The organism is Rahnella sp. P4_A8 (assembly GCF_056402435.1).
In genome coordinates, this window is sequence record NZ_JBFUHK010000010.1 from 1 (window position 1) to 12,658 (window position 12,658).

Consider the following 12,658-nt stretch of genomic DNA (forward strand, 5'->3'; position numbering starts at 1 on the left):
CATTAAAGCAGCGCTGGATGGCGGCGCGACACTTGAAAGCTTCCTGATCGCGCGCTGACCTCACGGCTGATGTGCTGCGCTTTTCTGCCCCGCTTTTTAGCCGGGCAGAAAAACGTACTTCACCGCCAGTTTTTATTCTGCTGTTCCCCCTTTTAAAAATTCTCGCGTTTCTGGGGATTTTTTCCTTTTCATTACTCTCCGTCATTGTTCTTAAGGTAAGCTTAAGTCTGCACAAGTAAGGTTAACGTCTCTTCGTTTACCGGAACTTCTATGCGTACCCGATATTCTTTCGTTCAAATTATGCTCCACTGGCTGGTGTTTGTGTTAGTCGTACTGACCTATGCCACGATGGATATAAAAGGGTGGTTTGCAAAAGGCACTCCAGCGAGGGAGTTATTAGCCCTTACGCATTACAGCCTGGGATTTTGCGTATTATTCCTGATGTGTATGCGTCTGTTTGTTCGCGCAATGTATGTCACGCCGCCGGTTAAACCCGCGTTGCCGCGCTGGCAGCATTATTTGTCAGGTTCGGCTCATGTACTTATATATCTGATGTTTTTAAGCTTGCCGGTGCTGGGCATCTTGTCACGTTATTATGGCGGCCATGACTGGACGATGTTTAACATCCTTATGCCTAAAAGTGTTTTTCCGGATCTCCCTTTACAGAAACAGTTTAAAACGCTGCATGAATGGCTCGCGAACGCCGGGTATTATCTTATCGGATTACATGCTCTGGCTGCCCTCTGGCATCACTATCGCCGGCGCGATAACACGCTAATCCGGATGTTACCTTCGCGAAAATAGCCCGCGGGTGCGTGGGTCTGAGAAACCGTTGCCAGTTTCTGGTATCAACGGAGCGATTAACGTGACGGAAGGAACAATGATGATATCCAGTGCGAGGGGGCATATTGCCTGCTAATAAATGCGGCAGTATCCTAAAGCCCTTCTAATCAAAAGGATATTGAAATGGATACTATTGAAGAGCTAAACGGAACGTACTTTTATCACGGCCACGCCAATCTGARTAATCAAGAGTTATTTGGTCTAATTTTTATTGAAAGCTTATCAAATCACCTCGGGTTAGATACTACGGCTACAGTTCTCATTATTACAGGGCAGCCTTACATTCCGGTTCCGGGCAAGATGGTAACTGCAATACCGGGAACAAGCGTGGCGTCAAAGCTATCGAGGGCCCTTTTAAAGCAAGCGAAACTGCCCTTTGGCCTTAAAGCGTGGACGCCGGTTGGTAAGTCGTTCAATACCTTGACTATGCGAAAAACCACAAAATGGGCTGCACTGATAGATAGATATGTCCCCTTTGTTGGATATGCAATGGCGGTCATATTAATCCAGCAGGTGGCCGCCGAAACCAGATCAAAATATAATTTAATAGCCCGTCCAGAAGATCGTATTGCATGGACATACTTTTAATGGAAGAAAAAGTCTTATCAATGTTCCGCGAGGAAATACCTGGCTACTACGATTTCGATTTGAAAAGAGAGGTTCCGCTTGAGTTTGATACCGAGCTACAAGATTTTGCTCCAGGTGATGATTTCGTATATGCCCTCGAAGCTTATGAAAAAACCTTTAAAGTGGACCTGTCAGTCGTAAATTGGTCCTTCTACTTTCCCTGGGAAAACCTTCCGTTTTTCACTCGCTGGTTTAAGGTTAAGCGTAAGGACATAGAAAAGACCAGAAAGCCCTTAACTGTAAGAATGTTCGCAGAATCGGCTAAGGCGGGTAGATGGCTTTATGATTAAGGGGCTTTAGCCCCTTTTTTAATCATGCGGTTTGGCGATCATTCCACGAGTCAGCAAAGATAATGTTCCCATCATTATGCTTCCAGGTGATTTTCTCGTAACGCAACTCAACAGTTTCCATATGATTTTCATTCGGATTGCTGGCTGCGGCCATTGCTGGTGTAATCGAAACGATACGCACCTTTTCCAACAGCATGTTGAAATACTCCACTTCCTGACCAGCATCATTTATCCGATACCATTTGATTTCAGCTGAAGCAAGGCATTGACCCGTTGCCACTGCCTTGTAGATGTATGGGCTGGACGAATCGAACTCTTTAACCACAAGCAATGGTGAGTGCATACGTGTACCCGTCACTTTGCCCGTAGCGTTATCAGTGGGAATCATTAAGTTGTGGTGAAAACCTCGAACCTCGATACTGTATTCCCGATGTTTGACATCCACACCGCCTTTAATCAGTGCACCGCCGTCGTCTTTAAGCCATAAATATGCCGGGATTGCCATTTCCGAAAATTCCTTTTTAAAAGTGAGGCTTCAAATTATTCCTTTGTTCAGCCAGGCACAATTAGCGACTGTTGTAATAGACTGATTTTCAGATGTTTATTATTCATGGCGGGTTATCATTGGGATGAATGTTGAATGCGCCCGTTCAGCATTTTAACTTGCATAAACAGGCGCAAAAACTTTACTGTTTTACGCCGTTCTTCTGATAAACACACAAATGCGTATACGCCGCCTGTAACAGCGGAATAGTAATCCCCACACGCGTTGCGCGCTCAACCAGATCGCCAATAATCTGCTCAGCTTCGATGGGGTAACCCTGCATCATATCGCGGTACATGGAGGAGGTCTGCGGCGAGCTTTTATCGGTTACCGCTTCCCTGACTTTTGCCACGGCAGCGGCGCGTTCCGCGTAGCCAAAGGCTTTCATGGTGGTCAGCGCTTCGGTGACGATGGCATTCGCAAACTCCGTCCCGCCCGGCGCAGAAGCCACTTGGCCGATATTGCCGCGCATGGTGCAGGTGATCGCGCCGAAGCTCGAGAGCAGCAGCCATTTCTCCCACAAATCCGTGATAATCGTTTCAGACAGCACGGCGTCGATATCGGCACGTTGAAATGCCTCGTCGACTTTCAGAATACGTTCGGTTTTTTCGCCGGAGAGTTCACCGTAAATAATCTGATGCATTGGCGTCATCTGGTGAATATGTCCGTCAGTATCCAGCGTCGCGTTGATTTTACATAAGCCGCCGATCAGGGCGTGTTCACCGAAACGCAGACTCAGCGTCTCCATATGTTTCATCCCGTTAAGTACCGGCATCACCATGGTGTTTTCACCGACAACCGGTGCGATATCTTTCATTGCCGCTTCCAGCCCGAAACTTTTTACAGTCAGTAAAATCAGATCATAAGGCCCGGTCAGCTGCGATGCCTGTAAGACATTGGGCTGGAAATGGAAATCACCGTGCGGACTGTGAATCGTCAGCCCGTTTTGCTCAACCACAAGCGCGCGTTTTTCACGTAAAAGAAACGTCACATCCTGCCCGGCCTGCGCCAGCCGCGCACCAAAATATCCGCCGGTCGCGCCAGCTCCCACCACTAAAATTCTCATGCGTTATCCTTTTTTATCAAGACATTCAGAAACCCTGTGTTTGTTTAAACTACGGGAGGAGGGCGGCAGGGATCAAGAGCCATGATGAATGAGGGATTTTTGAAGATTTTGCCGCGTGATACTATGCCCCATCACTATTTCAACAAGGAGCACTGAATGGCAGGTTATCAGCCTCCGTACAGTATCACACCGCAGATCCTCAACCGGGTTGTGGACGTCGGGGAATTGCTGGGGCGTTGGGCTGCGCATGCTGAACAGTCATCTGTGCTGCTGCGAAAAGAAAACCGTATCCGCACGATTCAGGCTTCACTTGCTATCGAACACAACAGCCTGTCGACACCGCAGGTGACCGCCATTATGGAAGGCAAACGCGTGCTGGCGCCGCAAAAAGATATTCAGGAAGTGCGTAACGCCATTCTGACGTACGAACAGTTACCGGCATTGAAAAGTCATCGTCTTGAGGATGTTCTGAAAGCTCACCAGACGCTGATGCTCGGACTGGTGGATGCGCCCGGCCACCTGCGCAGCGGCAATGTGGGTGTGTATCGTGACAATCGGCTGATTCATATGGCACCACCGGCCGGGCAACTCCCGCGTCTGATGTCAGATTTGCTGAACTGGCTGAAGGAAACGGATATCCACCCGCTCATCGCCAGTTCGATTTTCCATTATGAGTTTGAATTTATTCACCCGTTTGCCGACGGTAACGGCAGAATGGGGCGCTTATGGCAGACGCTGATCCTCAGCCAGTGGCGTTCAGAGCTCGCCTGGCTGCCGGTAGAAACGCTGATCCATAATCAGCAGCAGGATTACTACCGCATTCTTGGCGAATGCGATCGTGCCAGTGACTGCACGGCATTTATCAGTTTTATGCTCGATAAACTGGCGGAAGCATTACGTGAAGGCATTGAAACGCAATCCTCACACTGAACGTCAATGACTCATTCGACACCCCCCGCCCGAAGACGGGGGAGTTACACCGCTATTTCCCCCGCGCCAGAACCTTGCGGTACAGCACCGGCAGTGAAATCACCACGATCAACATCGCACCGACAATCACCGACATCACGATGCCCGGCACATTCAGCAGACTGAGGCCGAAAGTCAGCAGCCCCATCAGAAACGCGGCAATAATTACGCCGGTCATGCTGCCGGAACCACCGAGCACGCTGACACCGCCGAGCACGGCCATGGTAATCACGCTCAGTTCCCATCCGAGAGCCAGTGTTGGCCGCGTACTGCCGAGGCGTGACGTCAGCAAAACGGCCGCCAGTCCGGACATCACGCCGACCAGCACGAACAGCGTCAGATTATGGCGTTTCACGTTAATCCCGGAGTACCACGCGGCGACCGGATTGTTGCCGATGGCATAGGTGCGGCGTCCAAAGTTAGTTTTGTGCAGCAGGAAATAAAACACCGCGCCCAGCACCAGGAACAGCGCGAATTCAAACGACAATGGCCCCCAGACATAGCCCTGACCAAACCACGCGAAACTGGCGGGATATTTATTCAGCGACTGATCGCCGAGCAGCACGTAGGTGATGCCACGGAACAAGCTCATGGTGCCGATGGTAATCACGATAGACGACAAATTCAGCCGGGTGACCAGCAGGCCGTTAATCAGCCCGCACAACAGGCCGACGCTCAATCCGACACCCACCAGCGCCGGTGTTGGCAAACCGGCCTGCGCGCAGAATCCCATAATGGTGGAACTCAGCGCCATGGTTGAAGCGACCGACAAATCGATTTCCCGGGCGATAATCAGCATCGCCATCGGCAGCACAATGATGGCTTTTTCGGTGAAGTTAAACGTTGCGTCCGACAGGTTCCATATATTGAGGAAATACGGCGAGGCGAACGCATTCACCACAAATACCAGCAGCGTCACCAGCAGTAAAAATCCTTCCCAGCACATCAGGCGGCGGAAAAACGGCGTGACAGCCATGGTGGTGTTTTCTCCGGCAGCGGAGTGCGGCGTGTTGCGCGACGTTAAGGTCTTGTTCATGATCTTACCCCGGTTTCAGTTCGCACAGGCTGGACGGCGGGAGAGTGGCGCAGAATCAGCCGTCCTTTACGTTTGTTGGCGCGTTCGTTGAGGATGACGGCAATCACAATCACGCTGCCAGAAATCGCCATCTGCCAGAACGGCGACACTTCAATCACCGGCAGGGCATTGTTGATGACGCCGAGGAACAGCGCGCCCAGCAGGCAACCGACCACCGAGCCGATGCCGCCCATGGTGCTGATCCCGCCAATGACGCAGGCTGCAACAATTTGTAATTCAAAGCCGTTGGCGACGTCCACGTAAGCCACGGCGAAGCGTGAGATCCACAGATAGCCGCAGAAACCCGCCAGCGCGCCGGAAAGGCAGAAGCTGACGAACTGCATTTTGCCTGCGTTGATGCCGGTGTAATACGCCGCCGTGGCGTTGCCGCCAGCCGTGTAAAGTGCGCGTCCGGTCCGGCTGTAACGCAGGAAATACGCCACCAGAATCAGCGCGGCAATCGCACACCAGCCAAGCAGCGGCAGACCAATAAAGGTGGCGCGTGGCAGACTGAGGAATTCCGGGCTCATCTGATGGGCATTGATCCAGCCGCCGTTTGAGAGCAGGAAGATAATGCCGCGATAAATGCTCATGGTGCCGAGCGTCACCACAATCGGCGGAATACCGACTTTCCACACCAGGAGGCCATTAATCGCCCCCATCACCAGCCCGAGTACGGTTGCCAGTAACACCAGTGACCACACCGGAATATCCGGATGATGGAAGTTAATCAGCGCGACGATCATGCCTGTCAGCGCCAGATTGGCGGCCATCGACAAATCGATACCTTTGGTCAGCAAAACCATCATCTGCCCGAGCGCCAGGATGATCAGAATCGAGGTATCGTTAAACATCTCCAGCAGGTTTCCGGCACCGATAAACTCCGGCGAGCGCACGCCGACGCCCAGCACCATCAGCACTATCACCACCGCCAGCAGCAGCTCGCGGTATTTCAGCAGGTTTCTGATCATGCTGCCTCCTCGCCCGCGCCGCTGGCGGCACTGACAATCATTTCTGCGCTGGCTTCACCGGCGTTGAATTCGGCGACCATCAGTCCTTCATGCATCACAATGATGCGATCGGCCATGCCCATGACTTCCGGTAATTCGGAAGACACCATAATCACTGCCAGCCCGCGCCCGACCAGTTCAGACATAAACTGATGCACTGCCGCTTTCGAGCCGATATCAATGCCTTTGGTCGGTTCATCGAGAATGATGATGTCCGGTTTGGTCGCCAGCCATTTGGCGATCACCACTTTCTGCTGATTTCCGCCCGACAGCGTGCCGACGGCCTGTTTCCAGCTTGACGCTTTCACCTGCAACCGTCTGGCGTAATCATCGGCCAGCGCCCACTCTTTTTTGTCGTTGAGCACGCCGCGCGGATTAAGCTGGCTGAGCTGTGGCAGGCTGATGTTCTGGCTGATGGGCAAATCAATAATCGCGCCTTGTTTCTGGCGCTCTTCCGGCACATACACAATCCCCGCGCGGATGGCCTGAGAAGGGCGGGAAAAATGCTGTTCTTTGCCGTTGATCAGAATTTTGCCGCCGTTCGGTTGCGTGACGCCAAATAACGCCTGCATCAGTTCGGTTCTTCCCGCACCGACCAGCCCGTAAAAACCGAGGATTTCGCCTTTGCGCAGTGAGAAGTTAATGCCTGCGAATTCGGTCGGATGGCTGAGGTTTTGCACCTCGAGCACGGTGTCGCCCGGTTCGCAGTTCACTTTCGGGTAAGCCTGACTGACTTCGCGACCGATCATCATAGTCACCATTTGCTGTTCGCTGATGTCGCTGATTTTGCCGGAGCCGACATAGCTGCCGTCGCGCAAAACGGTGTAGTAATCGGAAATGGAGAAGATCTCGTCGAATTTGTGCGAGATAAACAGAATCGCTTTACCCTCCTGTTTCAGGCGTTCGACAATCTGATAAAACTCAACGATTTCATGCTGAGACAGGGCGGCGGTGGGTTCGTCGAGAATGACCACCTGCGCATCAAACGACAGCGCACGGGCGATGGCCACCATATGGCGCTGCGCGATGCTTAACTCTTTCAGAATGGCATGCGGATCAATGTTTACTTCCAGACGCGTCAGAATATCGCGTGCCTGCTGATGCATCGCCGGCCAGTTCAGACGTTTAAAAATGCCGCGGTAAAGATAGTGACCGACGAAGATATTCTCGGTCACGGAAAGCTCGTCAAACAGCACGGTTTCCTGATGAATGGCGGTGATGCCGATTTTGTGTGCGGATTCCGGATTCGGCAGTTTTATCGGAATGGCTTTATAGTGCAACTCGCCTTCTTCCGGCTGATAAATGCCGGTCATGACTTTCACCAGCGTCGATTTCCCCGCGCCGTTTTCGCCAATCAGGGCGGTTACTTTTCCCGGATACAAATCCACATGAACGTTATTTAACGCCCTGACACCCGGAAAGACTTTGCTGATGCCCTTCAATGACAACAACGGTGTCGCTGAATCACTCATGGAGTTTCCCCTGTCTGGCTAAGTACAACAAAACGGCTGAACGGTAACCCGGTCAGCCGCATTCAGGATCAGAAGATTTTAGAGAATTTATCGATGTTGCTGGCGTCGTAGACAAACGGTTCAGCCATTGCGCCGCTGCCGTCTGCATCGAGTTTCACTTTGCCTAAACGGCCCATGCTGGCTTCGGTTTTAGTGGCGGTGCCTTTCACCAAATCATCAGCCAGATAAGTGGCGGCGTAACCCAGATCAATCGGGTTCCAGATAGCAAAACTTTTGGTGGCGCCCGATTTTACTGCGCCCGCCATTTCAGACGGCAGCCCCAGTCCCGTTACATACACCTTGCCGATTTTGCCCTGATCTTTCACTGCCTGTGCGGCCGCCACGATACCCACGGAAGAAGGGGAAATAATCACTTTCAGGTCCGGATAGGATTTCAGCAGGCCAATGGTTTCGCGGTAGCTTTTATCTGACAGATCATCGCCATAAGCGACCGTTACCAGATTCACCGAAGGGTATTTCGGCAGCACTTTTTTCATTTCCGCAATCCACAGATTCTGGTTGGTAGAGGTTGGCGTGGCGCTCAGGATGGCTACATCGCCTTTTTCTACGTTCAGGGCTTTCAGCGCATCGGCGGCCAGTTTGACGTTGGTTTCGCCAATCAGCGCGTTGTTAGACGGATTAAGGTGGATCTGGCGGCCCTCTTTGGCGACACCGGAATCCCACGACACGACTTTAATGCCGCGTTGCATGGCTTTTTTCAGCACCGGCACCAGCGCATCCGGGTCATTGGCGGAGACAGCAATGGCATCGACGCCCTGGGCGATCAGGCCATTGAGCACTTCTATTTGCGCCTCGGCGGTGGTGGTGGTCGGGCCGGTATAAATCACTTTCACATCGCCCAGTTCTTTAGCTGCCTGCTGTGCGCCAACGTTTGCTGCTTCAAAAAAACCATTACCCAGCGATTTTGCTACCAGGGCGATTTTCACTTCTGCCGATGCCGCGCCTGCCAGCAGGATGCTGCTCGCCATCAGGGTAAGGCTCAGTACGTGTTTTAATTTCATTTTTTGTACTCCGCATAAGTCCGCATAAAGTTTAACGACCAAAAAGTTGCCGACGCGCCAGGCGCATGATCACGACTCTAGGAGGTTGCTGACAGCCTCACCTTTCCGCGAGTGCCAGTTCAGTGCGAACTATGGCAAAGACGCAAAGGTTTGAGCGAACAACCTCACAATTTGATAACAATCTTATTTCAGGCAGGCTAAACGGTCAGAAAAACACACATTACCGGTTTCAGAAGACCGCACTGAAATAAGGCATAAAGCTACGCAGTACGCCGGATTGCACCGGATTTCATCAGGCGGGAAATGTTTTGTTCAAAAGCGGCTGGCGGATCACAGTTTCAGCCCGATGGCTGCCCCGGCGGCGACTAAGATATTACGATAGTGTTAATAAGGAGTCGGAAATGACCGTGTTACGCAGTAGTGAGTATTTCCCCTCAGGAGATTTCCCGGTCGCCATTGAACCCCGTTATCCGCAGGAAACTTTTCCTGAACATCATCATCAGGATTTCAATGAAATTGTCCTGGTCGAGCAAGGTACCGGCACGCACGTTTTTAATGACCAGCCGCTGATCCTCAGCGCGGGGAGCGTCTGTTTTGTGCGTCACAGCGACCATCATCTTTATGAAGATACCGAAAACCTGCATCTGACCAACGTGCTGTATCGCAGCCCGAACGCGTTTCGTTTCCTTAATGGCGTCGGTGATTTATTGCCGCAGGAAGTGGACGGGGTGTATCCGGCGCACTGGCGCATCAGCCCGACTCAGATTGTGCAGGCCAAAACGCTGATTAATTTGCTGGCGCGACAACCCGCCACGCAATCGCCGGAATCTCAGGCTCAGCAGGAATTATATTTTATGCAGCTCTTATTATTGCTGCGCAAAGGCAGCCGTGATGTCGGATATCGCGGGCAGGGCGGTGATCTGAACAATGTTCTGGACTGGATGAATGAGCATTATGATGAGGAAATCGACTGGCCGGCACTGGCCGCGCAGTTCTCGATGTCGCTGCGTACCTTGCATCGTCAGATGAAACAACAAACCGGCTGCACGCCGCTCAATTACCTCAACCGCCTGCGTCTGCTCAATGCGCGCAACATGCTGCGTTTCAGCGACAGCCCGATCACCGAGATTGCCCACAACTGTGGTTTCTGCGACAGCAATTACTTCTCCACATTGTTTAAACGTGAATTTGGCTATGCACCCAGAAGTGTTCGTCAGTATCAGTAAGCGGAACCCTGTATTTTGCAAAATTGTTATGTCGGGCAGTCCGACCATGACATTTTTGCCATTTCTTAAAATTAAGTGGCAATCACGGAAAGGTAAAAACCAGACGGATAGAACAGGCTGTTAAAACTTCACAAAAAAGAACTTTTTTATTAACAACTCGTTCATCAACTCTATCCGTATTTTGGAGACCCTTACATGAGCACAGTTCAGAAACGTATGTACATCAACGGCGAGTTCGTTGAAAACACCGGCGGTAAGTGGATCGACGTTGTGAACCCGGCGACAGAACAGGTGATTTCGCAGATCCCTGAAGGCTCAGCAGAAGACGCCAGAAAAGCCATTGATGCAGCAGAAGCGGCGCAGCCGGGCTGGGAAGCGTTACCTGCGGTAGAGCGCGGCGTGTGGCTGCATAAAATTGCCGACGGTATTCGTGAGCGCGAAGCCGAACTGACGGAAACCATTATTGCGGAAGGCGGCAAAACCTACGGCCTGGCGCAAACCGAAGTACTGTTCACCGCCGACTACCTTGATTACATGGCGGAATGGGCACGCCGTTACGAAGGCGAAATCATTCAGAGTGACCGGCCAAATGAAAACATCTTTGTGTTCCGCAAAGCCATCGGCGTGACCACCGGTATTCTGCCGTGGAACTTCCCGTTCTTCCTGATCGCCCGTAAAGCCGCCCCGGCGCTGATCACCGGCAATACCATCGTCATCAAACCGAGTGAAATCACGCCAAACAACGCGGTGATTTTCGCGGAAATTATTCACAAAATTGGCCTGCCAAAAGGTGTGCTGAATATTGTCACCGGCTACGGCCCGACCGTCGGGCAGGAACTGGCGGCGAATCCTAAAGTCGGCATGGTCAGTCTGACCGGGAGCGTGGCTGCAGGTATCGCCACCATGACTGCGGCGGCACAGAACGTCACTAAAGTCTCACTGGAACTGGGCGGTAAAGCACCAGCCATCGTGATGAATGACGCCGATTTGGATCTGGCGGTGAAAGCCATCGTGAGCTCGCGCGTCATCAATACCGGGCAGGTGTGTAACTGCGCGGAGCGTGTTTACGTGCAGGAAGGCGTATACGACGAATTCATTTCGCGCATCAGCGAAGCGATGAAAAAAGTGACGTTCGGCAATACCGCCGAGCAAAAAGAGCTGGATATGGGGCCGCTGATCAGCGCGGCGGCATTGCAGCGTGTGGAAGATAAAGTGGCGAAAGCCGTGTCACAGGGCGCAAAAGTGCTGCTGGGCGGCAAACGTCATGGCGACAAAGGTTTCTTCTATCAGCCGACGGTGCTGGTGGATGTGAAGCAGGACATGCCGATCATGCATGAAGAAGTGTTTGGTCCGGTGCTGCCGGTCGCCACGTTCAAAACGCTGGATGAGGCGATTGCCATGGCAAACGACAGCGAATATGGCCTGACGTCATCGATTTACACCAGCAATATAAATACGGCGATGAAAGCGCTGAAACAACTGAAATTCGGCGAGACCTACATCAACCGTGAAAACTTCGAAGCCATGCAGGGCTTCCATGCGGGCTGGCGTAAGTCGGGCGTCGGTGGTGCCGACGGTAAACATGGCTTGCAGGAATATCTGCAAACGCATGTCGCGTACCTGCAGTTCCATTAATTAACACACTGTGGCCGGAGCAGGGGAACCTGACTCCGGTTTTGCTGACTTTCACCTGACAAGGAAACCCCATGAGCCGCAACGATTTCCTGACCGGCATTCGTCAGCATAAATTCATGCAAACGCTGTTCCCGCCACCGGCTGAAAAATCCCATCCGCAGCAAGAATTTGGCCGTGCGCTGACCCTGATGGGCGGTATCTGGGATGACCGGTTCCTGCGGGCACCGCAAAATGGCTACACCACGCTGAATGCCTATCTGCGCGGGTTATATCCGGCAGACTCGCTGTTTTGCTCCGCCACGCCGGAGATTATCGCAGAGAGGAGTCTCGACGCCCGTACTCAGGCGGCATCGCTGAAAGATGTTGATGTCGGCGTGGTCCGTGCCTGTTTTGGTGTCGCAGAAACCGGCGCCGTCTTTCTCAGTGATCCGCAACTTTGTGTGAACACCCTCAGCGCGATGGCTAAAAACCTGGTCGTGCTGCTCGACGTTAACCACATCATCGAACATCTGCATCTCGCCCACCGTCAGCCGCAACCTTTCAATGCCCGCTACACCATTATGGTCACCGGCCCGGCGGCGATGGCCGACAGCGAAAGTGCGCTGATGCTGGGTGCCAAAGGCGTCCAAAGCCTGCGGGTGATCGCGCTTTAAGTCCGAAAACCCACGGATCCTGCTGTACTCATCCCGCTTAAAATAACTCCTGTAAATAAAATAAATCCTATCTGATACAATCAGTAAACGGGTGCACAACGGGCGTGCCCTGACTTTTTACGGCAAGTGAGTGCGGCAACCATGAGCGTGATACAGAGCCTTATCAAACAAGCATTTGGAACCGGTA

General features: G+C 52.3%; 13 protein-coding genes and 1 pseudogene. 7 read left to right on the top strand and 7 right to left on the bottom strand.

Features of this window, described 5'->3' with window-relative positions; translation table 11 throughout:
- The coding region (locus AC1DUO_RS07720; protein ID WP_477986957.1) for a hypothetical protein at positions 1–205 on the bottom strand (205 nt) is incomplete at its 3' end.
- 65 nt (positions 206–270) lie between these two features.
- Between AC1DUO_RS07720 and AC1DUO_RS07725 the strand changes: the two genes are divergently transcribed.
- The 3 genes from AC1DUO_RS07725 (at position 271) to AC1DUO_RS07735 (ending at position 1,760) form a co-directional block, all read left to right on the top strand.
- Positions 271–804, top strand: a complete 534-nt coding sequence (locus AC1DUO_RS07725; RefSeq protein ID WP_013578020.1) for a cytochrome b — start codon at positions 271–273, stop codon at positions 802–804.
- Between the two features lie 162 nt (positions 805–966).
- Positions 967–1,431 (top strand): STM2901 family protein, encoded by a 465-nt coding sequence (locus AC1DUO_RS07730; protein ID WP_477986959.1) that lies wholly within the window; start codon positions 967–969, stop codon positions 1,429–1,431.
- A complete protein-coding gene (locus tag AC1DUO_RS07735; protein WP_477986961.1) occupies positions 1,416–1,760 on the top strand; it encodes a DUF1493 family protein in 345 nt (114 codons plus the stop codon). Before AC1DUO_RS07730 ends, AC1DUO_RS07735 begins: the two co-directional genes overlap by 16 nt.
- A 22-nt stretch (positions 1,761–1,782) precedes the next feature.
- On the opposite strand, the gene AC1DUO_RS07740 is transcribed toward AC1DUO_RS07735, so the two are convergent.
- Positions 1,783–2,265: an Hcp family type VI secretion system effector gene (locus AC1DUO_RS07740; protein WP_013578023.1), complete on the bottom strand. Its 483-nt coding sequence runs from the start codon at positions 2,263–2,265 to the stop codon at positions 1,783–1,785.
- 181 nt (positions 2,266–2,446) lie between these two features.
- Positions 2,447–3,370, bottom strand: a complete 924-nt coding sequence (panE, locus tag AC1DUO_RS07745) for a 2-dehydropantoate 2-reductase (RefSeq protein WP_119262362.1) — start codon at positions 3,368–3,370, stop codon at positions 2,447–2,449.
- 156 nt (positions 3,371–3,526) lie between these two features.
- On the opposite strand from panE, the pseudogene AC1DUO_RS07750 reads away from it, so the two are divergent.
- Positions 3,527–4,297 (top strand): annotated as a pseudogene (locus AC1DUO_RS07750) (Fic family protein); the annotation flags it as partial.
- A 55-nt stretch (positions 4,298–4,352) separates the two neighbouring features.
- On the opposite strand, the gene AC1DUO_RS07755 reads toward AC1DUO_RS07750, so the two are convergent.
- From AC1DUO_RS07755 to rhaS (AC1DUO_RS07770), 4 genes are all read right to left on the bottom strand, one after another.
- On the bottom strand, positions 4,353–5,315 hold the full coding sequence (locus AC1DUO_RS07755) for an ABC transporter permease (protein WP_099049221.1): 963 nt from the start codon (positions 5,313–5,315) through the stop codon (positions 4,353–4,355).
- Between the two features lie 56 nt (positions 5,316–5,371).
- Positions 5,372–6,385 carry an ABC transporter permease gene (locus AC1DUO_RS07760; RefSeq protein WP_119262360.1) on the bottom strand — a complete coding sequence of 338 codons (1,014 nt, stop codon included), beginning with the start codon at positions 6,383–6,385 and terminating at the stop codon, positions 5,372–5,374.
- Entirely contained in the window at positions 6,382–7,896 is a 1,515-nt protein-coding gene (locus AC1DUO_RS07765) for a sugar ABC transporter ATP-binding protein (protein WP_119262359.1), read from the bottom strand. The genes AC1DUO_RS07760 and AC1DUO_RS07765 overlap by 4 nt, the downstream gene beginning before the upstream one ends.
- Positions 7,897–7,964: 68 nt before the next feature.
- Positions 7,965–8,957 (bottom strand): rhamnose ABC transporter substrate-binding protein, encoded by a 993-nt coding sequence (gene rhaS, locus AC1DUO_RS07770; protein ID WP_013578029.1) that lies wholly within the window; start codon positions 8,955–8,957, stop codon positions 7,965–7,967.
- A 401-nt stretch (positions 8,958–9,358) separates the two neighbouring features.
- Here rhaS (AC1DUO_RS07770) and rhaS (AC1DUO_RS07775) point away from each other — a divergent pair, with 401 nt between their 5' ends.
- The 3 genes from rhaS (AC1DUO_RS07775) (at position 9,359) to AC1DUO_RS07785 (ending at position 12,471) form a co-directional block, all read left to right on the top strand.
- Entirely contained in the window at positions 9,359–10,183 is an 825-nt protein-coding gene (gene rhaS / locus AC1DUO_RS07775; protein WP_013578030.1) for an HTH-type transcriptional activator RhaS, read from the top strand.
- Positions 10,184–10,378: 195 nt separating this feature from the next.
- Entirely contained in the window at positions 10,379–11,818 is a 1,440-nt protein-coding gene (aldA, locus tag AC1DUO_RS07780; RefSeq protein WP_037032738.1) for an aldehyde dehydrogenase, read from the top strand.
- A gap of 71 nt (positions 11,819–11,889) precedes the next feature.
- The gene (locus AC1DUO_RS07785) at positions 11,890–12,471 is read left to right on the top strand and encodes an LUD domain-containing protein (RefSeq protein ID WP_119262358.1); all 582 of its coding nucleotides are present in this window, start codon (positions 11,890–11,892) and stop codon (positions 12,469–12,471) included.
- Positions 12,472–12,658 lie beyond the last annotated feature (187 nt).